The sequence below is a fragment of the Burkholderia anthina genome (assembly GCF_902498995.1).
Classification (GTDB): Bacteria; Pseudomonadota; Gammaproteobacteria; order Burkholderiales; family Burkholderiaceae; genus Burkholderia; species Burkholderia anthina.
The window spans coordinates 1-26,164 of record NZ_CABVLY010000047.1; the positions used below are offsets into that span (position 1 = coordinate 1).

General features: G+C 65.2%; 28 protein-coding genes and 1 pseudogene. 12 read left to right on the forward strand and 17 right to left on the reverse strand.

Annotated features, from left to right (window positions below; translation table 11 throughout):
* The 6 genes and pseudogenes from BME24068_RS33985 to BME24068_RS35215 form a co-directional block, all read right to left on the reverse strand.
* Positions 1-141 (reverse strand): annotated as a pseudogene (locus BME24068_RS33985) (polyamine ABC transporter ATP-binding protein); the annotation flags it as partial.
* Positions 142-331: 190 nt separating this feature from the next.
* Complete coding sequence (locus BME24068_RS33990) at positions 332-1,447, reverse strand: polyamine ABC transporter substrate-binding protein (protein WP_096508921.1); 1,116 nt, start codon at positions 1,445-1,447, stop codon at positions 332-334.
* 62 nt (positions 1,448-1,509) lie between these two features.
* Positions 1,510-2,937, reverse strand: coding sequence for an aspartate aminotransferase family protein (locus BME24068_RS33995; protein ID WP_096508920.1), 1,428 nt, complete (start codon positions 2,935-2,937; stop codon positions 1,510-1,512).
* Positions 2,938-2,974: 37 nt separating this feature from the next.
* Complete coding sequence (locus BME24068_RS34000; protein ID WP_096508919.1) at positions 2,975-4,312, reverse strand: glutamine synthetase family protein; 1,338 nt, start codon at positions 4,310-4,312, stop codon at positions 2,975-2,977.
* 29 nt (positions 4,313-4,341) lie between these two features.
* A complete protein-coding gene (locus BME24068_RS34005) occupies positions 4,342-5,127 on the reverse strand; it encodes a gamma-glutamyl-gamma-aminobutyrate hydrolase family protein (protein WP_174928717.1) in 786 nt (261 codons plus the stop codon).
* A 282-nt stretch (positions 5,128-5,409) separates the two neighbouring features.
* Positions 5,410-5,592 (reverse strand): hypothetical protein, encoded by a 183-nt coding sequence (locus BME24068_RS35215; protein ID WP_006402789.1) that lies wholly within the window; start codon positions 5,590-5,592, stop codon positions 5,410-5,412.
* Between the two features lie 457 nt (positions 5,593-6,049).
* Between BME24068_RS35215 and BME24068_RS34010 the strand changes: the two genes are divergently transcribed.
* Both BME24068_RS34010 and BME24068_RS34015 read left to right on the forward strand, forming a co-directional pair.
* Positions 6,050-6,601 carry a cupin domain-containing protein gene (locus BME24068_RS34010; RefSeq protein WP_096508923.1) on the forward strand — a complete coding sequence of 184 codons (552 nt, stop codon included), beginning with the start codon at positions 6,050-6,052 and terminating at the stop codon, positions 6,599-6,601.
* An 86-nt stretch (positions 6,602-6,687) separates the two neighbouring features.
* On the forward strand, positions 6,688-8,178 hold the full coding sequence (locus tag BME24068_RS34015) for an aldehyde dehydrogenase (RefSeq protein WP_174928718.1): 1,491 nt from the start codon (positions 6,688-6,690) through the stop codon (positions 8,176-8,178).
* Between the two features lie 45 nt (positions 8,179-8,223).
* Here the strand turns inward: BME24068_RS34015 and BME24068_RS34020 are convergent, their stop codons facing one another.
* Positions 8,224-8,424, reverse strand: a complete 201-nt coding sequence (locus tag BME24068_RS34020; RefSeq protein ID WP_021162112.1) for a heavy-metal-associated domain-containing protein — start codon at positions 8,422-8,424, stop codon at positions 8,224-8,226.
* A gap of 144 nt (positions 8,425-8,568) precedes the next feature.
* Entirely contained in the window at positions 8,569-9,429 is an 861-nt protein-coding gene (locus tag BME24068_RS34025) for an alpha/beta fold hydrolase (protein ID WP_174928719.1), read from the reverse strand.
* Positions 9,430-9,779: 350 nt separating this feature from the next.
* Here BME24068_RS34025 and BME24068_RS34030 point away from each other — a divergent pair, with 350 nt between their 5' ends.
* From BME24068_RS34030 to BME24068_RS34075, 10 genes are all read left to right on the forward strand, one after another.
* Positions 9,780-10,976: an acetyl-CoA C-acetyltransferase gene (locus BME24068_RS34030; RefSeq protein ID WP_174928726.1), complete on the forward strand. Its 1,197-nt coding sequence runs from the start codon at positions 9,780-9,782 to the stop codon at positions 10,974-10,976.
* A 77-nt stretch (positions 10,977-11,053) separates the two neighbouring features.
* Positions 11,054-11,944: an MBL fold metallo-hydrolase gene (locus BME24068_RS34035; protein WP_174928720.1), complete on the forward strand. Its 891-nt coding sequence runs from the start codon at positions 11,054-11,056 to the stop codon at positions 11,942-11,944.
* Positions 11,945-12,058: 114 nt separating this feature from the next.
* On the forward strand, positions 12,059-12,970 hold the full coding sequence (locus BME24068_RS34040; protein WP_096508912.1) for a LysR substrate-binding domain-containing protein: 912 nt from the start codon (positions 12,059-12,061) through the stop codon (positions 12,968-12,970).
* Between the two features lie 348 nt (positions 12,971-13,318).
* The gene (locus BME24068_RS34045; RefSeq protein ID WP_096508911.1) at positions 13,319-13,996 is read left to right on the forward strand and encodes a 3-oxoacid CoA-transferase subunit A; all 678 of its coding nucleotides are present in this window, start codon (positions 13,319-13,321) and stop codon (positions 13,994-13,996) included.
* Between the two features lie 23 nt (positions 13,997-14,019).
* The gene (locus tag BME24068_RS34050) at positions 14,020-14,682 is read left to right on the forward strand and encodes a 3-oxoacid CoA-transferase subunit B (RefSeq protein ID WP_174928721.1); all 663 of its coding nucleotides are present in this window, start codon (positions 14,020-14,022) and stop codon (positions 14,680-14,682) included.
* A gap of 61 nt (positions 14,683-14,743) precedes the next feature.
* Complete coding sequence (locus tag BME24068_RS34055; RefSeq protein ID WP_096508909.1) at positions 14,744-16,033, forward strand: MFS transporter; 1,290 nt, start codon at positions 14,744-14,746, stop codon at positions 16,031-16,033.
* Positions 16,034-16,095: 62 nt separating this feature from the next.
* Positions 16,096-16,425 (forward strand): 4-carboxymethyl-4-methylbutenolide mutase MmlI, encoded by a 330-nt coding sequence (gene mmlI, locus BME24068_RS34060; protein ID WP_239007776.1) that lies wholly within the window; start codon positions 16,096-16,098, stop codon positions 16,423-16,425.
* Between the two features lie 17 nt (positions 16,426-16,442).
* Complete coding sequence (locus tag BME24068_RS34065; protein WP_174928722.1) at positions 16,443-17,297, forward strand: thioesterase family protein; 855 nt, start codon at positions 16,443-16,445, stop codon at positions 17,295-17,297.
* Positions 17,298-17,343: 46 nt separating this feature from the next.
* A complete protein-coding gene (catC, locus tag BME24068_RS34070) occupies positions 17,344-17,619 on the forward strand; it encodes a muconolactone Delta-isomerase (protein ID WP_096508906.1) in 276 nt (91 codons plus the stop codon).
* Between the two features lie 58 nt (positions 17,620-17,677).
* Positions 17,678-18,928, forward strand: coding sequence for an acetyl-CoA hydrolase/transferase family protein (locus BME24068_RS34075; RefSeq protein WP_096508905.1), 1,251 nt, complete (start codon positions 17,678-17,680; stop codon positions 18,926-18,928).
* Between the two features lie 346 nt (positions 18,929-19,274).
* Here BME24068_RS34075 and BME24068_RS34080 read toward each other — a convergent pair whose 3' ends face one another.
* From BME24068_RS34080 to BME24068_RS34120, 9 genes are all read right to left on the reverse strand, one after another.
* The gene (locus tag BME24068_RS34080; RefSeq protein ID WP_096508904.1) at positions 19,275-19,493 is read right to left on the reverse strand and encodes a hypothetical protein; all 219 of its coding nucleotides are present in this window, start codon (positions 19,491-19,493) and stop codon (positions 19,275-19,277) included.
* Positions 19,493-19,963, reverse strand: coding sequence for a hypothetical protein (locus BME24068_RS34085; protein ID WP_174928723.1), 471 nt, complete (start codon positions 19,961-19,963; stop codon positions 19,493-19,495). Before BME24068_RS34085 ends, BME24068_RS34080 begins: the two co-directional genes overlap by 1 nt.
* 89 nt (positions 19,964-20,052) lie before the next feature.
* On the reverse strand, positions 20,053-20,373 hold the full coding sequence (locus BME24068_RS34090; protein WP_096508902.1) for a helix-turn-helix domain-containing protein: 321 nt from the start codon (positions 20,371-20,373) through the stop codon (positions 20,053-20,055).
* Positions 20,366-20,731, reverse strand: coding sequence for a type II toxin-antitoxin system RelE/ParE family toxin (locus BME24068_RS34095; protein ID WP_096508901.1), 366 nt, complete (start codon positions 20,729-20,731; stop codon positions 20,366-20,368). The genes BME24068_RS34090 and BME24068_RS34095 overlap by 8 nt, the downstream gene beginning before the upstream one ends.
* Positions 20,732-20,861: 130 nt before the next feature.
* Positions 20,862-22,679: a glutamine--fructose-6-phosphate transaminase (isomerizing) gene (glmS, locus tag BME24068_RS34100; protein ID WP_096508900.1), complete on the reverse strand. Its 1,818-nt coding sequence runs from the start codon at positions 22,677-22,679 to the stop codon at positions 20,862-20,864.
* Positions 22,680-22,733: 54 nt separating this feature from the next.
* Positions 22,734-24,095: a bifunctional UDP-N-acetylglucosamine diphosphorylase/glucosamine-1-phosphate N-acetyltransferase GlmU gene (gene glmU / locus BME24068_RS34105; protein WP_174928724.1), complete on the reverse strand. Its 1,362-nt coding sequence runs from the start codon at positions 24,093-24,095 to the stop codon at positions 22,734-22,736.
* A 135-nt stretch (positions 24,096-24,230) separates the two neighbouring features.
* Entirely contained in the window at positions 24,231-25,226 is a 996-nt protein-coding gene (ttcA, locus tag BME24068_RS34110) for a tRNA 2-thiocytidine(32) synthetase TtcA (RefSeq protein WP_174928725.1), read from the reverse strand.
* Complete coding sequence (locus BME24068_RS34115; RefSeq protein ID WP_096508897.1) at positions 25,223-25,627, reverse strand: dihydroneopterin aldolase; 405 nt, start codon at positions 25,625-25,627, stop codon at positions 25,223-25,225. The genes ttcA and BME24068_RS34115 overlap by 4 nt, the downstream gene beginning before the upstream one ends.
* Positions 25,628-25,705: 78 nt before the next feature.
* Positions 25,706-26,164 (reverse strand): Rossmann fold domain-containing protein (locus BME24068_RS34120; protein WP_342356241.1); only part of this gene is annotated, 459 nt, incomplete at its 5' end.

The window sequence follows — 26,164 nt, forward strand, 5'->3', positions numbered from 1 at the left end:
CAGGTTCACGTTGTCGACGGCCGTGCTGTCGCCGAATTTCTTCACGACGTTTTCGATGCGCACGAAGGCGTCGTTCGTCGAACGGGCCACGGCGGCCGGTTGGGTATGGCGTGCGGCAGCGGAAGAGGGTATCGATTGCATGGGAGTCACCATTCGTTCTTCACGGATTGCAGGCGTGAGCGTCCCCGCACGAGGCGCGCAACGCGACTCGCGGACAACGGCTCGTGCCGGATGGAACAGGGGCGCGCGGCGTGCGCGGGCGGACGTTCGTCCGCGGATCCCGGGCGGGCAGGCGTTCAGCCGATGCCTGCGCCGCCGTGACGGGTTGCGATCAGTGGCCGGTCTTCAACTGTGCCCACAGACGGTTCTGGAGGCGCAGGATGTCGGCCGGCATCGGCTTCATCAGCACCATCTTCTTCAGCACGTCTTCAGGCGGGTAGACCGTCTGGTCCTGTGCGACGGCCGGCGTGACGAACGGGTGCGCGGCCTTGTTCGCGGTCGGGTAGAACACCGTGTTGGTGATCGCCGCGTTGACCTTCGGATCGGACACGTAGTTGATCCACTTCAGCGCGGCTTCGGGGTGCGGCGCATCCTTCGGGATCACCATCACGTCGAACCACAGCAGGCCGCCTTCCTTCGGGTTCGAGAACTTGATGTCGTACGAACGCTTCGCTTCCGCCGCGCGGCGATGCGCGATGCCGACGTCGCCCGACCAGCCGAGCACGACGCACACGTCGTTGTTCGCGAGATCGTTGATGTAGCCGGACGAGTTGAACTGGGTGATGTACGGGCGGACTTTCTTCAGGACTTCGAACGCTGCCTGGTAGTCGGCCGGGTTCGTGCTGTTCGGATTCTTGCCCATGTATTGCAGCGTGGCCGCGAATACGTCGACGGCCTGGTCGAGAATCGACACGCCGCAACCCTTGAGCTTTTCCATGTTGGCCGGATCGAACACCAGCGACCAGCTGTCGACCGGCGCCTTGTCGCCGAGCGCCTTCTTCACCGCCTGCACGTTGTAGCCGATGCCGTCCGTGCCGTAGGCCCAGGGCACGCCGTACTGGTTGCCCGGATCCGCGTCGGCGATCATCTTCATCAGCAGCGGATCGAGGTTCGCGAGGTTCGGGATCTTCGACTTGTCGAGCTTCTGGTACACGCCTGCCTGGATCTGCTTGGCCATGTAGTTCGAGGTCGGCACGACGATGTCGTAGCCCGAGCTGCCTGCCAGCAGCTTCGCCTGCAGCGTGTCGTCGCTGTCGTAGTTGTCGTACTTGACGTGGATGCCCGTCTGTTTCTGGAAGTTCGGGATCGTGTCCGGTGCGATGTAATCGGACCAGTTGTAGACGTTCAGGTCCTCGGCGTGCGCCGACGGACTGGCGACCGACGTGAACGCAGCCACTGCGGCAAGGGCCGCAACGGAACAGGCTTGGCGAAGAAAGCAGGCACGCATGGTGGAATTCCCTTGGGTTATGGTGGCGTGCGGCGCCCGCCGCACGCCCGTAGGCAAAGCCGTTACGAAATGCCCAGTTGCTGGGCGGTCGCATCGACGGCCTTCTTCGCCTTCGATACGAGTTCATCGATTTCCTGACGCGAGATCACGAGCGGCGGCGACAGCAGCATCCGGTCGCCGGTCGCACGCATGATCAGGTTGCCGTTGAAGCAGAAGTCGCGGCAGATCGTGCCGACGTCGCCGCCGTTCTTGAAGCGGCGGCGTTCGGCCGGCGATTCGGCGAGCTGCAGGCTCGCGACCATCCCGTGGCCGTGCACTTCGCCGACGATCGGATGGCGCGCGAAGGTCTCGCGCATCAGCGCCTGGAAGTACGGGCCGGTGTCGCGCTTCACGCGCTCGACGATGCCTTCGTCGCGCAGCAGCTTCAGGTTCGCGACGGCAACGGCCGCGGCGACCGGGTGGCCCGAGTACGTGAGGCCGTGATTGAATTCGCCGTTGTCGATGATCGGGCGCGCGATGCGCTCATGAATGCCCACCGCGCCCATCGGCACGTAGCCCGACGTCAGGCCCTTGGCCATCGTGATCAGGTCCGGTTCGAAACCGAAATGCTGGTGCGCGAACCATTCGCCGGTGCGGCCGAACCCGCCGATCACTTCGTCTGCGACCAGCAGGATGTCGTACTTGCGGCAGATCCGCTGGATTTCCGGCCAGTACGTCGACGGCGGGAAGATCACGCCGCCCGCCCCCTGGAACGGCTCGCCGATGAACGCGGCGACGTTCTCCGCGCCCAGTTCGAGGATCTTCGCTTCGAGCTGCTGCGCGCGTGCGAGGCCGAATGCCTCGGGCGTCTCGCCGGCCTGCGCTTCGCCGAAGAAGTACGGCTGGTCGATGTGCACGATGTGCTCGACCTTCGACGGCATCTGCTCGTGCATGTAGCCCATCCCGCCGAGCGTGCCGCCGGCGATCGTCGAGCCGTGATAACCGTTCTTGCGCGAGATTACGTATTTCTTCTGCGGCTTGCCCTGCACGCGCCAGTACTGGTGCACGAGGCGCAGCACGGTGTCGTTGCCTTCCGAGCCGCTGTTGCAATAGAAGAAGTGGTTGAAGCCCGCGGGCGTGACTTCGGCGAGCATCGCCGACAGCTCGATCACCGGCGGGTGCGTCGTCTTGAAGAACGTGTTGTAGAACGGCAGTTCCTGGAGCTGGCGATACGCGGCGTCGGCGAGTTCCTTGCGGCCGTAGCCGACGTTCACGCACCAGAGTCCGGCCATCCCGTCGATCACCTTGTTGCCGTCGGAATCCCACAGATAGACGCCGTCGGCCTTCACGATCACGCGGCTGCCCGCGCGGTTCAGCGCGCCCATGTCGGAAAACGGGTGGATGTGGTGCGCGGCGTCGAGCGCGCGGTATTCGGCGGTCGAGCGCGCCTGCGTCGTGCGGGCCGCGGGTGCGGCGGGCTGGATCCACGCGGATTCGTTGCGGTAAGTCATGTTTCCTCCGTATTTCGGTAGTGCGTTGTGCGCGCGCTTAGACGTGCAGCAGCAGATGACGGCGTTCCCACGAGCTGATCACGCGGAAGAACGCTTCGTATTCGGTTTCCTTCAGCGCGAAATACGCCTTCAGGAACTTGTGGCCGAGAATCTCGCCGAGCGGCTCGCACGCGGCCATCAGCGTGAGGCCTTCCTCGAGGTTGCGCGGCAGCTGGTAGGGCAGGTCGTAGCCGTCGCTGACGAGCGGCTCGGTCGGCTCCAGGCGCTGCGTCATGCCGAGATAGCCGGCCGCGAGCGTGGCCGCCAGCGCGAGATACGGGTTGCAGTCGACGCCCGGGATCCGGTTCTCGATGCGGCGCGCGGCCGGGCCCGAGTGCGGGATGCGGAAGCCGACCGTGCGGTTGTCGTAGCCCCACTGCACGTTGATCGGCGCGGCCATGAAGCGCGACAGCCGGCGGTACGAGTTGATGTACGGCGCGAAGATCGGCATCAGCGCGGGCGTGTATTTCTGCAGGCCGGCGAGGTAGTTGTAGAACAGAGACGTCGCGCCGCCCGTTTCCGGCGACGTGAACAGGTTGCGGCCCGTTTCCTCGTCGACGATGCTCTGGTGCACGTGCATCGCGGAGCCCGGCTCGTTTTCCATCGGCTTGGCCATGAACGTCGCGTACATGTTGTGACGCAGCGCCGCCTCGCGCACCGTGCGCTTGAACAGGAACACCTGGTCGGCCAGCGACAGCGCATCGCCGTGCATGAAGTTGATCTCCATCTGCGCGGCGCCGACTTCGTGGATCAGCGTGTCGATGTCGAGGTTCTGCGATTCGCAGTACTCGTAGATGTCCTCGAACAACGGATCGAATTCGTTGACGGCCTCGATCGAATACGACTGGCGGCCCGTCTCGGGGCGGCCCGTGCGGCCGACCGGCGGACGCAGCGGCAGATCCGGATCCTTGTTCATGTCGACCAGGTAGAACTCGAGCTCCGGTGCGACGACCGGTTTCCAGCCCTTCGCCTTGTACAGATCGAGCACGCGGCGCAGCACGTAGCGCGGCGAGATTTCGACCGGCGAGCCGTCGAAGTGCACGCAGTCGTGAATCACCTGCGCGGTCGGATCGACGGCCCACGGGATCAGGCGGATGGTCGACGTGTCGGGCACGCACACCATGTCGGGATCGGTCACGCCGGTGAGCGAACCGTCTTCCGGATAGTCGCCGGTGACGGTCTGCACCATCACCGCCTGCGGCAGCCGCATCGATTCGCCGGACGTGAACTTGTTGCGCGGCGTGATCTTGCCGCGCGCGATACCGGCCATGTCGGGAATGATCGCCTCGATCTCGGTGATCCGGTGCTGCTTCAGAAAGTCTTCGATGTCTTGCATGTCTGTTCTCGTTATGTGGGTCGGTGCGCTCAGGCGAGCGCGGTGGCGGCCGTGGCACGCGTGCGGGCATGGCGGCGTTCGCGGCAGGCGTCGCCGAATGCGCGGAAGATCGCGCTCGACAGCGGGTCCTGTGCATGCCGCCATTCCGGATGCCATTGCACGGCGAGGGCGAACGCCGGGGCATCGACGACGCTGACGGCTTCGATCAGGCCGTCCGGCGCGACGGCCTCGACGGCGAGGCCGGCGCCGAGCTGCGCGATGCCCTGCTTGTGCAGCGAGTTCACGTGGACGTCGTCGCGGCCGCCGGCGAGCGTGTGCAGCACGCCGCCGGGCGTCAGCCGCACCGCGTGCGCGGGGCCGTATTGCGTGTCCATCGGTGCGTCGTCGTCCTCGCGGTGATCGGCGAGGCCCGGCACGTCGTGCACGCGCTGATGCAGCGTGCCGCCGTGGACGACGTTCAGCTCCTGGAAGCCGCGGCACACGGCCAGCACGGGCACGCCTGCGGCGATCGCCGCGCGCAGCAGCGGCAGCGTGGTCGCGTCGCGTGCGGGGTCGTGCTTCGTGCCGGGCGCGCTCGGCTCGCCGCCGTACAGGTGCGGTTCGACGTTCGAGTAGCTGCCGGTAAACAGCAGCCCGTCGACCGTATCGAGCACGTCGTCGATCGACTGGCGATCGCCGAGCGCGGGCAACACCATGGCGAGCGCATGCGCGCCGTCGACGATCGCGGCGACGTACTTGTCGCCAACCGTATGCGACGCGTGCGCACCGATCTGCGTGAGGTCGGCAGTGATGCCGACGAGAGGTTTCCTTTCCATGACGTCAATCAGTTGTCCGTAGGGCTGTCGCGTGCATCGTGCGGAAGCTGGCAAAACGCAGGCGCGACACCGCCCCGCAGCCTGGCGAAAAGCGCAAGGCCGCTGATGAATGGGCGCAGCGGGATGGTGTGGCGATCCGCGCTGCGCGCGACGGTCAGGCCGTCGTTCGTTTCATTGCGCGCGCCGCGGCAGCGAATGCGCGAACGCGTTCCGTCAACGCACCGACGATGCGCATCGACGAACAGGCAGCAGAAACGAACGACGAGAAAAGGGGGAGAGGCGCTATGGCAGCAGCGACGCGACTTCGTCGGTATCGACGGCCACGAATGCCCGTGCGGAGACAGCGTTGTGACGCCGAACGGAACGACGGGACAGAATGGTGTAGATCGACAGGTGCAGCAGGCGAGGACTATGCCAGCCGCAACTGCCATCGGAAGCGGGAGCAGCGCTGCGCAAACTTCGCACATCGCCTCGATCCCACCTCACCAGAGGGCCACGGACTCTCACGATTACACTCGACTGGTTTGTTGAAAGTATTGAACACCTGATCGTTTCGGCGCGCTGGGCGTTTAAAATAATCGAGGTGCCGGATCTGCGTCATTTACATTGATCGGCATCAATTTGTGCGTTGCGATAACGTTTTTTGCTACCGATGAATGGCCAATGACGCTGACCTGAGAGCCAGCATATACGAGCCAAAAACGGCGTCAAATGTTTTTTGAGACTCGCGTGTCAGGGGTTTCCCGAGCACTGCGAACAAAATATTCGTAAACGGAATGATGCGAGGGGTGTTCATTATTTCGAACACCTTGCAGGGTTTTCCCTTCTGATGCGCGGGATAAAGTGATTAGAATATTCAACGGCTGCCTAACGCGTCGTTTCACTTTTTCACCGCACTCCTATCGTGTCCGAAACCGAATCGATGTCCACCGAAGTCGCCGAGCGCCTGCGTTTCGTGCGCAACAAGCATGGCCTGTCGCAGCGCGAACTCGCGAAGCGGGCCGGCGTGACCAACGGCACGATCTCGCTGATCGAACAGGGCCGCGTGAGCCCGTCGGTCGGCTCGCTGAAGAAGCTGCTCGAATGCATCCCGATGAGTCTCGCGGAGTTCTTCACGTTCGAGCTGGTCGAATCGCGCTCGGTCGTGTCGCGCCGCGACGAGATGCCGAACCTCGGCAACGATGCGCTCGCTTTCCATCTCGTCGGCGCGGGCGTGAAGGACCGCAACATGTGCATCATGCGCGAGGTCTATCAGCCGCTTGCCGATACCGGCCCCGAGATGCTCGTGCATGCGGGGCATGAGGGCGGCATCGTCGTCGCGGGCCGGCTCGAGCTGACCGTCGACGGCGCGACGTGGCTGCTCGACCCCGGAGACGGCTACTACTTCGAAAGCCGTTTGCCGCACCGTTTTCGCAATCCCAGCGCGGAACAGCTCTGCGAGGTCGTGTCGGCCAATTCGCCGGCGACCTTCTGACCGCGCATCCCCGCATTCGCCGCCGGCCGTGTCGCCGTTGTGCGGCATGCCGTAGCGCGAATGCCACCACCATTGAGGCATCCTGAATGAACAAGTTGACTTTGGCTGACTGGCAGGACAAGGCGGCGTCGCTCGAGATCGAAGGGCGCGCATTCATCGACGGCGCGTCGCGCGACGCGCATGGCGGCAAGACGTTCGACTGCGTGAGCCCGATCGACGGCCGCGTGCTCGCGAAGGTGGCCGACTGCGGCGAAGCCGATGTGAACGCGGCCGTTGCCGCCGCGCGCCGCGCATTCGACGCGGGCATATGGGCCGGGCTCAACCCGCGCGCGCGCAAGGCCGTGCTGCTGCGCTGGGCCGCGCTGATGCGCGAGCATCTCGACGAACTGTCGCTGCTCGAGACGCTCGACGCCGGCAAGCCGATCGGCGACACGACGACGGTCGACGTGCCGGGCGCCGCGTATTGCGTCGAGTGGTTCGCCGAGGCGATCGACAAGGTCGGCGGCGAAGTCGCGCCGGCCGACCATCATCTCGTGGGGCTCGTCACGCGCGAGCCGGTCGGCGTGGTGGCGGCCGTCGTGCCGTGGAACTTCCCGATCCTGATGGCCGCATGGAAATTCGGCCCGGCGCTCGCGGCCGGCAACAGCGTCGTGCTGAAGCCGTCGGAGAAATCGCCGCTGACCGCGATCCGCGTCGCGCAGCTCGCGTTCGAGGCCGGCATCCCGGCTGGCGTGTTCAACGTCGTGCCCGGCGCGGGCGAGCCGGGCAAGCTGCTCGCGCTGCATCGCGACGTCGACTGCATCGCGTTTACCGGTTCCACCGCGGTCGGCAAGCTGATCATGCAGTACGCCGCGCAGTCGAACCTGAAGCGCGCATGGCTCGAACTCGGCGGCAAGTCGCCCAACATCGTGCTGCCCGATTGCCCGGATCTCGACCGCGCCGCGCAGACCGCGGCCGGCGCGATCTTCTACAACATGGGCGAGATGTGCACGGCCGGTTCGCGCCTGCTCGTGCATCGCGACATCAAGGATGCGTTCATCGGGAAGCTGGTCGCGGCCGCGCGCGCATACGTGCCCGGCAATCCGCTCGATCCGTCGGTGTCGATGGGCGCGATCGTCGACGGAATCCAGCTCGAGCGCGTGCTCGGCTATATCGACGCGGGGCGTAGCGAGGGCCGGCTGGTCACGGGCGGCACGCGCGTGAAGCAGGAGACGGGCGGCTTCTACGTCGAGCCGACGGTGTTCGAGGTGAAGCCCGACGCGAAGATCGCGCGCGAGGAGATCTTCGGGCCCGTGCTGTCGGTGATCGTGTTCGACGACGTCGACGAAGCGGTGCGGATCGCGAACGATACCGAGTACGGGCTTGCGGCGGCCGTGTGGACGTCGAACCTGACGACCGCGCACGAGGTGTCGCGCCGGCTGCGCGCGGGCACGGTATGGGTGAACTGCTACGACGAGGGCGGCGACATGAACTTCCCGTTCGGCGGCTACAAGCAGTCGGGCAACGGCCGCGACAAGTCGCTGCACGCGCTCGAGAAATACACCGAGCTGAAGTCGACGCTGATCCGGCTGCGCTGAGGCAGCGCGCGGGCGCGTCGCCGGCCGGCGATGCGCCCGCGTGCGTCAGGCGGTGCGCAGCGCCGGGTGGAAGCCCGCGGCCTCGATGATCGACTGCACGCGCTCGGCGCCTTGCGCCGATTCGACCTTGACGATCTTCGCGGCGACGTCGATGTCGAGCTTCGCGGCGGGGTCGGCGGCCGTCACGGCGCGCGTGATCGCATTGGCGCAGCCGCCGCAGGTCATGTCCTGGACTTCGAATTCCATCGTGTTCTCCTGAGTTGACGATTGACGAGCAGACCCATCATGAAGCTTGCCATGGTGGGAAGGTCAAGCGCATTCGTGCCGGTTCACCACGCAGCCGCACGATGTTTCGACATGCGTGTCTCCCGTACCCGGCCCGGCGGCACGTCAGGCGCAGTGCTGAACGAGCCCGCACCTGTTGCGGTCGTCGGCCATGAACGCCCGATACATCCCGGCGCCGTCGCTGCCGGACGAGTCGAACTGCCGGATGAGCGTTGCGACCCATTTCGGGCTCTGTAGATGCATGAAGTGACCGGACTCGACGTGAATGGACTGGACGCCGGGTGCCAGGCGGGCGAGCCGATCGATTTCGGCCGGCGGGCGCAATCGGTCGAATGTGCCCGCGACGAGTACGCTCGGCGCCGGAAGCCTTGCGATGTCGTCGTCGAGATTCATGTTGGCCAGCATTGCGAAGATGCCGGCAAAACTCGCGGGATCGCCGGTCAGCCATCGATTCCGAAACGTCCGGTATCGCGCTGTGTCGGTCTGTAGCTGAACAGGCCAGGTCAGTTCGAGCAGTGCGGGAAGCAGATCGCGCAGCCCTTCCTTCCGGAGCGCACCGGCGCGAGCGAGGGTGCGTTCCCGCGTGTCGGGCGCGACGCCGCAAGCAGGTGCCATTGCGATCAGCGAGCGAACCCGATGCGGATAGCGGGACGCGAAGCGGATGGCGATGCCGGCGCCGACGGCCACGCCTGCCAGCACCACCGGCTCGGCGATGCCTGTCGCGTCGAGAAGGGCGGCCAGATCGTCGACATGCGTATCGATGTCGGGGGCTTCCAGCAGTTTCTCCGACAGGCCGGCGCCACGCGTGTCGTAGCGCAGTAACGTCCGGTCGGCGGGAAGGCGCGACCAGACGAGATCCCAGCTTTCCAGTGCGCCGCCCATCTCGTGAATCAACACGATGGGCCGGAAATCGCCTTCGCGAAGTTCGTATCTGAGAACGGTTCCGTTGACTTCGAGCCAGTCCAAGAGCGGTCTCCCAGGTTTTGTCAGTCGATCACGCGCGGACGCGGCGGCGGCTTGCGCCTTGTCACGCTGCCGGCATGTTGGGCAGCGCCGGCGCGATTGACAATCTACGTTTCCAAAAGGGGACTTTGCCGAAAACTAAAGGTCCGCGAGACGCGACGGGGTCGACCGGCGGGGCGGCAACCGGTCCGCCGACCGGCGAGCGGATGCGCGGCAAGGTCGACGCGTGGCGAGGTTCGGATGCCGGCCGTCTTAAAGCCGCCGAAAGGGCGCTTTTGCAAAGCAAAATTGGCCTGGCGGATCATCCCGGTCATGCTGGGGGCCCGAAGAAATCGACCGGACCGGATTTGCCGATGCGTGACGCCCTGATTGTTTCCCCCCTTCGAACGCCGATAGGCAAGTTCGGCGGCGCGCTTGCGCCGCTTACCGCGGACGTGCTGGCCGCAGAAGTCATCAAGGCGCTGGTGGCCCGCACCGGGATCAGCCCTGACACGCTGGACGAGGTGATCGTGTCGCAGTCATACGCGTCCAGCGAAGCGCCGTGCATGGGCCGCTATGCGGCGCTGCTGGCCGGATTGCCCGTCACGGTGCCCGGGTATACCGTTGACCGCCGCTGCGGGTCCGGCCTTCAGGCGCTGATCAATGCCGCCACGGCCGTGCAGACCGGTGTCGCGGATGCCGTGCTTGCGGCGGGGGTGGAAAGCATGAGCAACATCGAGTACTACACGACCGACATGCGCTGGGGCGCGCGCAGCGGGTCGGTGACACTGCACGACCGGCTCGAGCGCGGGCGGGAGCGCTCGCAACCGGCGTCCCGATTCGGGCGCATTTCGGGCATGCCGGAGACCGCCGAAAATCTGGCCGTTGACTACGGCATCACCCGTGAAGAATCGGACGAGCTCGCGGTACTCAGCCATCAGCGTGCGGCCGCGGCCTGGCGCGATGGACGTTTCGATGCCGAGGTGATCGCCGTCGACGTGAAAAGGAAAGGGGGCGTCGAGCGGATCCGGCAGGACGAAGGCGTGCGTGCCGATGTATCGATGGAGCGCCTGCAGGCGCTGAAGCCTTTGTTGCCGGGCGGCGTCACGACCGCCGGCAACGCCAGTCAGCAGAACGATGCGGCGGCCGGGTGTCTGGTCGTCAGCGAAGACTATGCAAGACGTAACGGCCTCCGGCCGCTTGCGCGGCTGGCGGGCTGGGCGGCCGCGGGTTGCGATCCCGCACGCATGGGGATCGGCCCCGTGCCGGCCGTCGGGAAGCTCCTCGGGAGATTGCGGCTCACATTGGGCGACGTCGACCTGATCGAGGTGAACGAGGCCTTCGCCGCGCAGGTGCTCGCCGTCCTGCGTCAGTGGCGCATCGACGACCTTTCGAATATCAACGTCAACGGCTCGGGCATTTCTCTCGGTCACCCGATTGGCGCGACCGGCCTGCGTATCATGACGACGCTGCTGCACGAAATGTCGCGGCGCGGCAGCCGCTACGGGCTGGAGACGATGTGCGTGGGCGGCGGCCAGGGCGTGGCGGCGCTGTTCGAGCGCGTCGAGTGATTTGAGCGTGCACGGCCTGCCGGGCGCGTGACCCATACGACAGACAATTCGCAGCAGCGAATCAAGGAGACAGGAATATGATGCAGTCCCGCATGATTGGCGACCTGAAAGTCACGCGTATTCTCGAATACGCCGGCCCGACTCACGATCCGGCATTCCTGTTTCCCGATATCGACCGTTCGGTGCTGGACGATCATGCCGCGCTGATGTCGCCCAATCACTGGATCGCGCACATGAACAAGCTGATCGTGACCATTCAGTTCTGGGTCGTTCATGCCGGCGGCAATATCATCGTCATCGATACGGGGGTAGGCAATTTCAAGCCCCGGCCCGGAATCGCGCGAATGAACATGCTCAATACGCTGGTCAAGGAGTGGATGATCGCGGCGGGTGCGCCGCCGGAAAAGGTCACTCACGTGGTGATGACGCACCTGCATGCGGACCACGTCGGCTGGAACACCACGTGGCAGGATAACCGGTGGGTGCCTACGTTTCCGAACGCACGCTATTACCTGCCGAAGGACGACTTCGTCTTCTGCGACGAAGGGCGCAACAAGGAACCGGGTGTCGTCGATGTATTTGGCGAGTCGTTCTTCGATAGCGTGATGCCGATCGTCAATGAAGGACTCTCGGAAATGATCGATCCGGCTCGCGAGATTGCGGATTGCCTGATCGTCGAGCCGGCACCGGGGCACAGCCCGGGACAAGTCGCGTTCCGCGTGCGTTCGCGCGACGAAGAGGGCATTTTTTGCGGCGACATTTTTCATAGTCCGCTGCAGATCGTGCGTCCCGATGTGAATTCCGGATATTGCATCTGGCCTGACGTTGCGCGCCAGACTCGCCTCGCATGCCTGAACCGTGCCGCCGACCGGGAAGCGCTTCTGTTGCCCGTCCACTTCGGCGAACCGCATTGCGGCTATATTCGCCGCGAGGGGCAGGGGTTTCGGTTCGAACCGGCGGCCTGGTGATTTCGGCTCGTGCGTGGCGTCGCGCGCGGCCGGTGGCAACGTCGTGCGCAATGCGCGGTTCCTCCGGTGCCCCGTTATGATGACGGCTCCGGAAGCTGAAACCGAGACACAAAGATGGCCGTATCGTTTGATATCACCGATTTCCGCCTGTTCGTCAATGTTGCGGAAACCCGTAGCCTGACACGCGGCGCGGAGCGGTCGTTCTTGTCGGTGCCCGCGGTCAGCAATCGGATCAAGAATCTCGAGGACACGCTCGGCATTCGCCTGCTCGAACGCTCGCCGCAAGGCGTTGCGCTCACCGATGCCGGCCAGGTTTACCTGCAGCATGCGCGCGTCGTGCTCTCCGAGCTGGAGAAGCTGACAGGCGACCTGCAGCGGTTCGCGCCGGGGCTGACAGGCCATCTTCGGCTCGTCGCGAATACGACGGCCGTCACCGAATATCTGCCGCCCGTCATCGGCGATTACCTGAAGGCTCATCCGGATATCCATATCGACGTACGCGAGCGTCTGAGCGACGAGATCGTGCGCATCGTGCGCGAGGGCGCTGCCGATCTCGGCATCATTTCCGGCAACGTGACGACCGACGGTTTGCAGACCGTACCGTTCGTGTCCAGCACGCTGGTCCTGATTGCCCCGTTGGGGCATCCGCTTCTGGAGAACACGGACGTATCGTTCGAGGAAGCGCTCGCTTATTCGTTCGTCGCGCTGATGGAAGGAAGCGCAATCCAGATATTCCTGAACCGGGCGGCGTCGGTGGCGCACAAGCCGATGACGATACGCGTCCATGTCGCGAGCTACGATGCAATCTGTCGCATGGTCGGCGCGGGAGCGGGAATCGCGATCGTTCCGCAGGCCGCCTTTGTGCGACTGAAAGGAGACCAGCCGATTGGCTCGTGTGTGTTGCGCGATCCATGGGCGCTGCGAACGTTTCAGGTGTGCGCACGCGATCTCGACGGCCTGTCGGCTTTCGCGCGCGAGTTCGCGCATCGCCTGATCGAACGCTACTCCGCGAACGGCTCCGTCTGACGGCATACGCGAGAGCCGCGCGTCGTCGTCGACGCGCGTCTCGCGGGACCGGTGCAGGGTATCCATCTTTCCGGCAGCGAGGCCGGGAAGGGCCTGCAGCAATCCGGAAAACGTCCGGTTTTCCACGCATTCCAAACATGGCCTGAATCCGTCGCTCGCGTGCGTTCGCGAGCGGCGGACAGCGCATTTCCCGCCCCTCGGATTGATCCGGCGGAGGGTCTTAACCCCAGCTTAATGGTGCTTGCGGAACCCCAAATTGTGAGTGGATCGAGCGCGTGGCACGCTACGTGGGTCGAGCGTCGCGAATGACCGTAGCGCTCCTGCCACAGGCCGAGAGAATCGACGGACATGATCAACAAGATATGCAGCACGGCATTGGACGCCGTTCATGATGTACCCGACGGCGCGACGATCGCGGTCGGCGGTTTCGGCGGGGCCGGCATGCCCGACGAACTGATCGATGCGTTGATCGAGCAGGGCGCGAAGGAACTCGTGGTGGTCAGCAACAACGCGGGCAACGGCGATTCCGGGCTGGCGGCATTGCTGAAGGCGCGCCGCGTCCGCAGGTTGCTGTGCTCGTTTCCCCGTCAGAAAGACGCCTACGTTTTCGAGGCGTTGTACCGCGCCGCACGCATCGAACTGGAGGTCGTTCCGCAAGGCAATCTGGCGGAGCGCCTGCGGGCCGCCGGTTGCGGAATCGGTGCGTTTTATACACCGACCGGTTTCGGAACGATGCTGGCAGAGAACAAGGAAACGCGCCGAATCAACGATCGCGACTTCGTTCTCGAATATCCGATTCACGTCGATTTCGCGCTGATCAACGGGAAGGCCGCCGACCGGTGGGGCAACCTGGTCTACAACAAGACGGCCCGCAACTTCGCTCCCGTGATGGCCATGGCGGCGAAGACCACGATCGCCGCGGTGGAGCAGGTGCGCGGACTCGGCGAGCTGGATCCGGAAACGATTGTCACGCCCGGCATCTTTGTCAGCCGCGTGGTGGTTCGCGGCGACGGCCACACGCATTGAACGTAGCGAAGACGGAGAACGAAATGAATCGAGAAGCGCGGAATCTGCTGGCCGCTCGCGTCGCGCGCGACATTCCCGACGGCGCTTACGTGAACCTCGGCATCGGCCTTCCGACGCTCGTCGCCAATCATCTCGGGCGCGACAAGGAGGTGATCCTGCATAGCGAGAACGGGGTGCTAGGTCAGTGGGCCGCGGCGGAGCCGGGACAGGAAGACTGGGACCTGATCAATGCCGGCAAGGAAGCGATCAGGCTCGGACGTGGCGCGGCGTTCTTTCACCACGCCGATTCGTTCGGGATGATGCGTGGCGGCCATCTGGATTTTTGCGTGCTGGGTGCTTTTCAGGTGTCGGCAAATGGCGATCTCGCGAATTGGCACACCGGCGAAGAGGACTCCATTCCGGCCGTTGGCGGCGCAATGGATCTGGCGATCGGCGCGAAGCGGGTCTTCGTGATGATGGACCACCTGACCAAAGACGGAAAAAGCAAACTGCTGCCCCGCTGCACGTATCCGCTGACGGGGCTGGGTTGCGTGAGCCGGGTCTATACCGATCTCGCCACACTCGAGATTCGCGAGGACGGCGTATTCGTGATCGAAATCGTCGACGGCCAGACGCCGTCGACCCTTCAGGCGGCGACTGGAATCCCGCTCGATTTCTCGTTATTGGACGCGTCGCAGCCTGCATAGGACAGGACGATCTCTGCCGGAGACGGCACAGAAAATATAACGACTGCAATGGAGACGGAAAATGTTTGAATGGTACAGACGCGGTACGCCGCAGCAGAAGAAGACATTCTGGGCATGTTATTCAGGATGGGCGCTGGACTCGTTCGACATGCAGATGTTCAGCTTTCTGTTGCCCGCGCTGATGGCGACGTGGGCGCTGAGCAAGGGCCAGGTCGGACTCATCGGCACCGTCGCGCTGGTGGTCACGGCTATCGGCGGATGGGTCGCCGGCATCATGAGCGATCGCTACGGGCGGGTCCGTGTACTGATTTTCACGATCCTCTGGTTCACGTTCTTTGGCGTGCTGGCCGGCTTCGCCCAGTCATACGAGCAATTGCTGGTCGCTCGCACGCTTCAGGGGCTTGGATTCGGCGGCGAGTGGGCCGTAGGGGCCGCGTTGATGGCCGAAGCGTCCAGCCCGCAGTACCGCAGCAAGGCGATGGGCTTCGTGCAATCCGGGTTTGCGCTCGGCTGGGCGCTTGCCGTTCTGGTCGCCACGATCCTGCTGACGCATCTGCCGAAAGAGATGGCCTGGCGCGTCGCGTTCTGGAGCGGTGTCATTCCTGCAAGTGTCGTGCTGTTTATCCGGCGCAACGTAAAGGAGTCGGAGCTGTTTGAGCAATCCAGGCATACCGCGGCGCCGCGCGCTTCGCTGTCTTCGGCGTTCGATCCGCAGTATCTGCGGTCGACCATTCTGGCCAGTCTGCTGGTGATCGGGCTGCAGGCCGGATGCTACGCGATCCTGGTCTGGCTGCCCTCGTTGCTGATCGAGCGCCATGTTGCGCCGGGGTCGCTCATCACGACCATTCTGATCATGGCGTTTGGTTCCTTCTGCGGATTTGCGGTGTCGGCATATCTCGCGGACAAGGTAGGGCGGCGTCCCACGCTGATCGCGCTATCGCTTGGCAGCTGGATCGTGACGGTCTGCTACATGTTCGTGGCGCTCAGCCCGGCGCTCGCCAGCATCATGGGATTCTGGGTCGGGTTTCTGTCCATCGGCATGTTTGCCGCACTCGGGCCGTATTTGAGCGAACTGTTCCCGACGAATGTTCGAACCACTTGCATGGGCTTCGCATACAACGTCGGCAAGTCCGTGGGCGCGAGCGCGGTGGCGGGCGTCGGCATCCTGTCGGCGCGCACCGGATTGGCCACGGCTATCGGCCTGTTCTGCCTCGGGTCATACGCGATCTCGGTGCTCGCGATCCTGATGTTGCCCGAGACTCGCGGCGTCAAGCTCGACGAACTGGACACGAGCCTGAGCGGCGCCGGTGTCGCACCGCAGGCCGGCGCCATGGCCCACGGCGGTGACTGATGTCATCGACGCGGTTTGCTTGCGGCATACCCGTTTTCAAAGAGGGAAAAGAAATGATCCGGATGCTCTATCTGCTCGTCAAACCCGAAGGCATGTCGAACGAGCAATTCAGGCGCGAGTGCGCGCGGCACGATGAAATGTCCCGCGACGTACCCGGCCTGTTGAAATACGAGGTGCGGTACGTGGCCGAACAGCCTGCCGATACGCACGTGCCGTTCTTCGATATCGGTCACGTCGACGCCATCGGCGAATGCTGGTTCGAGAACGACGCCGCCTACCGGCAATATCTCGATTCGGATATTCGCCGGGCCTGGTTTGAGCACGGGAAGACCTTTATCGGCAAGCTCAAGCCGTTTCGCACCGAACCGGTCCTGCCGCAGCCGGACGAATGATTCGCGGGCATAGCGTCATGCACGAATCATGCGATCACCCGTTTGCATCGTCGGGATATGACGATCTGACGATCCTGCTGCCCGTGTCCAGCACAGGCGAGCGTTCTTATCGAAGCTGCTTCGTTCATTTCGAGTCCCGCCCGATGTTCGGCGCCGGCCTGATGGCGGGGCAGGGAGTATGGGCCGCGGCCCAGTCGATCGGGCGTCGTCGCGTACGCGCGCTGGAACTGAGCATCTCGGGAGAGCCTCGTTCGGGCGAGGGGCTGGAGTACGCGGTCGAGTCTGCCGGCGCGAAGGCCGGCAACGTGTGTCGGGACGTCTATGCCGTGCAAGGGCTGGATATGCTGGGCCGCATGCAGGTGATTTTCGCGGAGACGGAAGCATGCGCGGCGGCATGCGGGACGGCCCATGCGGAAGACGCGTCGAGCGATGCGGCGGTTGCCGGGCCGGCGCCGATGGACGCCACGCGACGTGTTGAACGCCGCATGCCGTTCGCGGAAATCCGTGAATGGATCGCGACCCTGCCGGAGCCCGGCGAAGCTGGCAATGTCCGACTGCGTGTCTGGTGTCGGCTCAGGCATCCGTTGCCGGCAGGGGGCGCGTGGTGTGCGGCTGCATTGACGTATATCGCGGTCAGCCATACACCCGTCGCCGTCGAGGCAGGCCGGACGCCGGCCGAAGCCGCGAGCTTCGAGCCCGGTTCGGGCGAATTCTCGATGCGGTTTCACCGTGGTTCGTTCGACGTGAACGACTGGATGTTGCTCGATAGTGCGATCACGCGTTCGATGACCCGAAGGTATTCGGTGGAAACGAACATCTTTTCGCGTAGCGGCGTGCTTGTCGCGACCAGTCTGGGGAAGAACTCGCGCTGATGTCGATGCCGGCGAATTTCAGATTCATTCGAACAGGAGACGAAAAATGCTGTTTTGCGTAGAAATGCAGGTCAACATTCCGGCCACGCTCGATGCGAACCGCGTGGAGGAGATCAAGGCGGCGGAGAAGGCGAAAGCAATCGAGATTCAGAAATCGGGCAAGTGGCCGCACCTGTGGCGTGTCGTCGGCCGGTATTCGAATATCAGCGTCTTTGATGTCGAGGGTAACGACGAGCTGCATCAGTTGCTGTCTTCGCTGCCGCTGTTTCCGTATATGACGATTCAGGTGACGCCGCTGGCGCGTCATCCGTCGGCCATCTAGGGCCTGTTACGGGCGCACGGCGTTGCCGTGTGCCTGCCGCTTTTCGGCCGAAGGTTCGATGACACATTATCTGGTTCAGGAGTCGTTCGATCTCGCGACATGGGTGCGGGAAGGCGACACGGTGTTGTGGGGGCAGGCCAACGCGGAACCACTACCGCTTACGCGTGCGTTGATGGCGCAGCGAGAACGGATCGGGCGATTCCGCGTGGTATTGGGGATCGCGTCGAGCGACGCGTGCCGCGCGGAGCATGCCGATTATGTCGAATTCGTCAGCTATGGCGGATCAGGGGCGAATCGCGCGTTGGCCAATGCCGGGGTGCTCGACGTGCTGCCATGTCATTACTCGCAACTGCCTGCATTGCTGCGGGACGGTGCGTTGCGCGTCGACGTGTTGCTGCTGCAGGTGGCGGGACCTGACGAGGCGGGGCGCTACAGCCTCAGTCTCGCGCATGAATATTTGCTGCCCGCTCTCGACAGTGCACGAGTCGTGATCGCCGAAGTTAACCGGCAGGCGCCATGGGTCTACGGCGAGCGGTCGCTGGCGCTCGACCGGTTCGACGCGGTCCTGCTGTCCGATCGACCGGTGCTGGAGCAGGCACGCACTGCGTCCACATCCTGCGATGAACGGATTGCCCGGCACGTGGCCCGATACATCGAGGACGGCGCGACCCTGCAGACGGGCATCGGTTCGATTCCCGATGCCGTGCTCGGCAGCCTGACCGCGCATCGCGACCTCGGCGTGCACTCCGGGAGCATTGGCGATGGCGTGGCGAGACTGATGAATTGCGGTGTGATTTCCAATGCGCGCAAGTCGATTGACAGAGGCAAGACTGTTGCGGGGGTCCTGATAGGAAGCGATGTCCTGCATCGCTTTGCTCATCGCAATCCCCATTTGCTGATGCGCTCGACGGACTACGTCCATCATCCGGACGTGTTGTCCCGCATCGATCGATTCGTCGCGATCAATTCCGCGATTGAAGTCGACTTGACGGGGCAGGTGAACGCCGAGGTCGCCAACGGCACCTACCTTGGCGCAGTGGGCGGCGCGGGTGATTTCTTGCGCGGCGCCGCCCGCTCGCGAGGCGGGGTGCCGATTATCGCATTGCCGTCCATGAGTCACGCGCGGAGCCGAATCGTTGCGCAACTGAACGGTCCGGTCAGCACGTCACGGAGTGACGTCGGCCTGATTGTGACGGAGTTCGGGGCGGCCGACTTGCGCGGACTGAGTCTGAAACAGCGCGTCAGCCGAATGGTCGACATTGCTCATCCCGACGTTAGGGATGAGCTCGCTTGCGCGGGACGGATATGATTGGTTTTCCTGAACGGCCCCGGATTGGTGGAGGCTCCAACTTTCGAGAGAAGGGCGCCCTGAACATGGGGGGCAAAGAGAGCAGATGGGCTGCACCCATGCGTCGATAACGTTCCAGTAGGCCGGTACGGTGATAGGCCGCTTCAACCGGATTCCAGCCAGATCGGACGAAGCACGCTGAGCTTGCTCCCGAAAAACGAGTCTCTTGCCGGGTGATGAAACGCAAGCAAGGAGGGGCAAGACGATGAAGGGTGATGCAAGGCGGCGGGCAGCGGAGCGCCGCCGCGAAAACGTGAACAGGCGGGAAGGGCGACGCCGGCCCGGGCCGCGCCGCGCCGCGCGAGGTTCAGCGGTGGTTGTCGATCCATGCGCGGGCCCATTCGAGCCCCGCTTCGCGTGCGTCGTCCTCGGTGTCGAACACGCCGAGCACGCCCGACGCTTCGACGAGCCGGTTGTTCTGCGTGATCGTGCCGCTCGCCGCGAAGCGTTCGGGTTGCAGGATTTCGTCCTGCTGCAGGATCGCGTGGCCCCAGATCTGGTAGCCGAGATAGGTCTGCGCTTCCATTATCGAGTCACCTCCGCGGAACGGTTGCCCGTGCCGACACGCAGCACGTTGCCGTCCGGCGTGTATTGCCGCGGGATATTGGAGAAATTGAGTGCGTGCGGCGTGTCGGGCGTGGCCGGCTGCATCACCGTGAGCCGGCCCGGTGCGGGCTGTGCGACCGGACGCGGCGTGCCCGGCGTTTCCACCGTGGCGGCGCTCGGGTGATGCGGCACGACTTTGACGGCCTGCGCGACGCGGCGCTTGTGCGGCTTCGCGGCGGCTTTCGGCTGCACGCTCGCGTGCTTTTCCGCGGCCTTGCTGCCGGTATGCGCGTCGGCGCCCGTGTGCGCGGCCGGCGTACGGGCGTCCGGCGCGTGCGGGGCCGGCAGCCGTGCCTCGGGCGGGTTCCAGACTTCGACGTAGTGCTCGGTGGCCCAGCCCGTCGACGCGAACGTCAGCGCCAGCAATCCGCATCCAAACAGTCTTACCATTGTCTCTCCGTCATATTCCTTGCGGCTCGCACGCGTTGCGATGCCCGGTGCGGGGCGCGGCCGCTCATGCGCATTCGGGGAATGCCGGCTCAGGAGAACACCTCGAGCCCGTGTTTCTCGATGATCTGCAGCATGCGCGCGGCGATGCCGCTCGGCCGCTTGTCGCCCTGTTCCCATTGGCGGATCGTCGAAGTCGTGGTGTTCAGGTAGAGCGCGAACACGCTCTGACTGACGTTGACCGACTTGCGGATCCGGGCGATCGCTTCCGGATCGAACTGCGGCGCGGCTTCGATGCAGAGCTCGTCGTACTCGCGCATCGTCTTCTTGTCGATCAGTTGCGCGCGATAAAGGCCCGACGCGGCGCTGTGGATCGCCTCCGTCGCGTCGCTCTTGAATCGACTCTTAGCCATTGCAAATCTCCACCCACTCTTTCAGGGTAACCAGCGTCGCGATGTCGCTGTCGGTGTGTCGGCCGACATCCGCGGCGAGCTTTCTGAAGGCACGCAGTTCACGGGCGTCGATGTTGTCGCGATCGCATTTCGCGAACAGGAACACGAACACCCACGTGTCCCCGATCCTGCCCAGCACGATTGCGCGCTGGCGATTCCCGTCGAGGCGCTTCTTCCAGACGTTGCCGCCGAGATCGACGCCCTGGCCGCGGGCCAGCTCCCGCACCGCGCGGCAGAGTTCGCCATCGGCGATTCCCGCTTTTCCGGCTGCCTTGTGAAACCACTTCGTCTTGAAGACGCGTCGTACGGAAGCAGACATGTCGAGCCAGTCGAGCTAGCACAGGATTATATACCACTACGTGGTATATATTTCGACCTGGCCAAACGGCCGGCTGCCCACCGATACGACGTTCGGACGGGCCGGCGACGGCCCGTCCGGCCAGGTAGCCTTACTCCACCGTCACCGACTTCGCGAGGTTGCGCGGCTTGTCGACGTCGGTACCCCGCGCGCACGCCGTGTGATACGCGAGCAGTTGCAGCGGCACGACGTGCAGGATCGGAGACAGTGGCCCGTAGTGTTCCGGCATCCGGATCACGTGCAGGCCGTCGTCGTTGACGATCTGCGTGTCGGCGTCGGCGAACACGTACAGCTCGCCGCCGCGCGCGCGCACTTCCTGCATGTTCGATTTCAGCTTCTCGAGCAGCGTGTCGTTCGGCGCGACCGTGACGACCGGCATCGCTTCCGTGACGAGCGCGAGCGGCCCGTGCTTCAGTTCGCCGGCCGGGTAGGCTTCGGCGTGGATGTACGAGATTTCCTTCAGCTTCAGCGCGCCTTCGAGCGCGATCGGGTAGTGCAGCCCGCGGCCGAGGAACAGCGCGTTTTCCTTGCGCGCGAATTCTTCCGACCACGCGATGATCTGCGGCTCGAGCGCGAGCACGCTGTTCAGCGCGGCCGGCAGGTGGCGCAACTGCTTCAGGAATTCCGCTTCCTGCGCGGCATCGACGTGCCCGCGCAGCTTGCCGAGCGTCGCGGCCAGCACGAACAGCGCGACGAGCTGCGTCGTGAACGCCTTCGTCGACGCGACGCCGATCTCGGTGCCCGCGTGCGTGAGGAACTGCATCTCGGTGAGGCGCACCATCGCGCTCGTCGCGACGTTGCAGACCGCGAGCGTATGCGTGTGGCCGAGCGACTGCGCGTGCTTGAGCGCGGCGAGCGTGTCGGCCGTCTCGCCCGACTGCGAGATCACCAGCACGAGCTGGCGCGGGTTCGGTACCGATTCGCGGTAGCGGTATTCGCTCGCGATCTCGACCTGGGTCGGGATCTTCGCGATCGATTCGAGCCAGTATTTCGCGGTGAGGCCCGAGTAGTAGCTCGTGCCGCACGCGAGGATCAGCAGGCTGTCGATGTCCGCGAACGCGGCGGGCGCGGCAGCGCCGAACAGCGTCGCATCGAAGGCTTCGGTTTGCGGCACCGTGTCGCCGATCGCGCGCGGCTGCTCGAAGATTTCCTTCTGCATGAAGTGGCGATACGGGCCCAGCTCGACTGCGCCGCCGTATGCGCTGACGACGCGGATCTCGCGCTGTGCGAGCGCGCCGTGGCGGTCGACGATCTTCACGCCGTCGAGCGACAGCTCGCACATGTCGCCTTCCTCGAGGAACGTGAAGCGGTCGGTGCTGCCGGCCAGCGCGAGCGCGTCGGACGCGAGGAAGTTCTCGCCGTCGCCGTGGCCGACGACGAGCGGCGAACCCTGGCGCGCGCCGACGACGGTGTGCGGCTGGTCCTTGTGGATCACGGCGATCGCGTACGCGCCGTGCAGCTGCTGCACGGCTTCGCGCACGGCGTCGAACAGGTCGCCGCGATACAGGCTGTGCACGAGGTGCGCGATCACTTCGGTGTCGGTCTGCGACACGAATTCGTAGCCCTTCGCGCGCAGCGCGTCGCGCAGCGGCTCGAAGTTCTCGATGATGCCGTTGTGAACGAGCGCGAGCGCATTCGACGAGAAGATCGGGTGCGCGTTGTGCGTGACCGGCGCGCCGTGGGTCGCCCAGCGCGTGTGCGCGACGCCCGTCGTGCCTTCGAGATGCGATTCGCGCACCTGCGCGTCGAGATCGGCGACGCGCGCGACGCTGCGCGCGCGCTTCGGTGCGCCGGGCTCGAGCACGGCGACGCCGCACGAGTCGTAGCCACGGTATTCGAGGCGCCGCAATCCTTCGATCAGCACCGGAACGATATTACGTTGCGCAACTGCGCCGACAATGCCGCACATGAATGGTCAATCCTTTAAGTCGACGCGGACGCCGCCCGGGCGTCCGCAAAAGGTTCAGCTCTTCTTCTTGACCGGGCGGACGTAGCCGCTCTTCGCGGTCTGCGTCTTCTCGTTCAACGCGAGCATGCCGTCGGCGACGTCCTTCCAGATCGTCGTGCCCGCCGCGATCGTCACGCCGCGGCCGACGCGTACCGGCGCGACGAGCTGCGTGTCCGAGCCGACGAACACGTCGTCCTCGATCACGGTGCGGAACTTGTTCGCGCCGTCGTAGTTGCAGGTGATCGTGCCCGCGCCGATGTTCACGCGCGCGCCGATGTCGGCGTCGCCGATGTAGGTGAGGTGGTTCGCCTTCGAGCCGTGGCCGATCACCGCGTTCTTCACCTCGACGAAGTTGCCGACGTGCGCTTCGTCCGCGAGCTGCGCGCCCGGGCGCAGCCGCGCGTACGGGCCGATCACGGTGTGCGCGCCGAGCTCGGCGCCGTCGATGTGCGTGAACGCGTCGATGCGCGTGCCCGCGCCGACCGACGCATTGCGGATCACGCAGTTCGCGCCGATCGTCACGTTGTCGGCGAGCGTCACGTTGCCTTCGAACACGCAGTTCACGTCGATCGACACGTCGCGGCCGCAGCGCAGCACGCCGCGCACGTCGATGCGGGCCGGATCGGCGAGCGTGACGCCGTCGACGAGCAGCGCATCGGCGACGTTGCGCTGATGGATGCGCTCGAGCTCCGCGAGCTGCGCCTTGCTGTTCACGCCGAGCGTTTCCCATTCCTCGTCGGGCTGCGCGGTGACGACCTCGAAACCGGCCTCGATCGCGAGTTCGACCACGTCGGTCAGGTAGTACTCGCCTTGCGCGTTCTCGTTCTTCAGCGCGCCGAGCCACATCGACAGCTGGGCCGTGGGCGTGACGATGATGCCGGTGTTGATCTCGGCGATCTTCAACTGCTCGGGCGACGCGTCCTTCTGCTCGACGATGCGCGTGACGAAGCCGGACGCGTCGCGCACGATGCGGCCGTAACCGGTCGGATCGTCGAGCGTGACAGTCAGAATCCCGTAGCGGCCCTCGCGCGCGGCGTCGATGAGGCGCCGCAGCGTGGAGGCGCGGGTGAGCGGCACGTCGCCGTACAGCACGAGCGTCGGTTGCGCGGGATCGAGCAGCGGCAGCGCCTGGCGCACCGCGTGGCCGGTGCCGAGCTGGTCGGCCTGCACCGCGAACTGGACGTCGGGCGCGGCGACCGCGGCCTGGACCTGCTCGGCGCCATGCCCGACGACGACGACGAGCCGCGACGGCTGCAGCGTGCGCGCGGTGGCGATGACATGGGAGAGGAGCGGCCTGCCGGCCAGGGGATGAAGCACTTTCGGCAGCGCGGAACGCATGCGCTTGCCGGTGCCTGCCGCCAAAATCACGATATTCATGGCGCGCGCTTGGTCAGGGAGTTCGAAGCCGTCCATTTTAGCATGCGGCCCCTGTCGTACCGGGCCTGTCGCGGCGGGGCGACAGTGCCGGAACGGGGCGCGCCCGGCCCCGTTCCGGCGATGTTTGGACCCTGCTTACAGGTCGTCGAACTGGACGATCGAGATCGGTTTCGCGGCGCCCGGCGCGGCGGTGGCGTCGCCCGATGCGCACGGTTCCTCGTCGAACGCGATGTCGCCCTGCGGATCGGCTTCACCGGTCGCGCGCAGCGACGCGAACGGGAACTGGGTCGTATCCATCAGGTGCGACGGCACGACGTTCGAGAGCGCGCTGAACATGTTGTCGACGCGGCCCGGGAAGCGCTTGTCCCATTCGCGGATCAGCGCCTTCATTTCCGCGCGCTTCAGGTTCGGCTGGCTGCCGCACAGGTTGCACGGGATGATCGGAAATTCGCGCAACTCCGCGTATTTCTCGAGATCGGTTTCCTTCACATACGCGAGCGGGCGGATCACGACGTTCCTGCCGTCGTCCGACTGCAGCTTCGGCGGCATCCCCTTCAGCTTGCCGCCGTAGAACATGTTGAGCAGCAAGGTTTGCAGGATGTCGTCGCGGTGGTGGCCGAGCGCGATCTTGGTCGCGCCGAGCTCGCCGGCTACGCGGTACAGAATGCCGCGGCGCAGCCGCGAGCACAGCGAGCAGGTGGTCTTGCCTTCGGGCACGAGCCGCTTGACGATGCTGTAGGTGTCCTGGTTCTCGATGTGGAACGGCACGCCGATCTGCGTCAGGTACTCGGGCAGCACGTGCTCGGGGAAGCCCGGCTGCTTCTGGTCGAGGTTGACCGCGACGATGTCGAAGTCGATCGGCGCGCGCTCGCGCAGGCGCAGCAGCACGTCGAGCATCGCATAGCTGTCCTTGCCGCCCGACAGGCACACCATCACCTTGTCGCCCTGCTCGATCATGTTGTAGTCGCCGATCGCCTGGCCGACCTGGCGCACGATCCGCTTGAACAGCTTGTTGTTCTCGTACGCTTCCTTCTGCTCGCGGCGCGTCAGCGCGCGGCGGCCGGTTTCGGCGACGGTGGCTTCGATGGCGGCGCCTTCGGCCGCCGGGTCATTCATGTGGGGGGCGTTCATGCGCGCTCCTCGTCCTTGATGCGAAAGACTTCGACGCCGACGGCGTCGCAGTCCGGATAGGCGTCCGGTTTCTCGGTACGGACGCGTACCGCGCGCACGGTGTCGTGCGCCAGCAGGTGCGCGGCGATCGCGTCGCACAGCGTTTCCTGCAGATGGATGTGGCCGCGCGCCACGCACCGCGTGACGCTCTGTTTCATCAGATCGTAGTCGACGACTTCGTGCAGCCGGTCGTCGACGGGGGTGGACAGCGCGAGCGGCACGAACAGGTCGATGTTGATGACGACGCGCTGCTCGCCGCGCTTCTCGTGTTCGAAGGCACCGATGTTGATGTGCACCTCGTAGTCGCGCAGGTAGAGCCTGCGGCAGTCCGCGAGGCGGGGGTGCAGGAGAGCGGAAAACATGGTCGTCCCAGTCAAATTGGCGTGCGCGCACGCAAAGCGGCGCGGGCGGCGGTGATCAGGCCGCGCGATCCGCGCGGTTCATTCATTCGGGCCGGCGGCGGGCGGCACGAGGTGCTCGCCGCCATCGACGGTCAGCGTCGCGCCCGTCACGCCGGGCGCGCTCGCGAGATAGCAGGCGGCCGCCGCGATGTCGTCCGCGTGCGGCGCGTGGCCGCGCACGAGCGCCGCGACGCGCACCTTCGGCGCGAGCGCCAGCGCCAGCGCGGCGGTCGCGCGGTTCAGCGCGGCCTGCATCAGCGCGTGCGACAGCTGCGCCGGTGCCGGGTGAAACAGGGCCTGATCCAGTACGTGGATCGCGCACGCACGCAGCGCTTCGTCGCCGCGCGCGGCGTCGGGCGTCGCATCGGCGAGCGCGCGGGCCAGTGCGAGCGGCGCCGTCACGTTGCGCGCGAGCGCGCCGGCGAGCGACGCGCCGTCCACCGTGTGTGCGTCGTCGGCGCCGGCGCACGCGCTCACGAAAACGGCGCACGCGGGCCG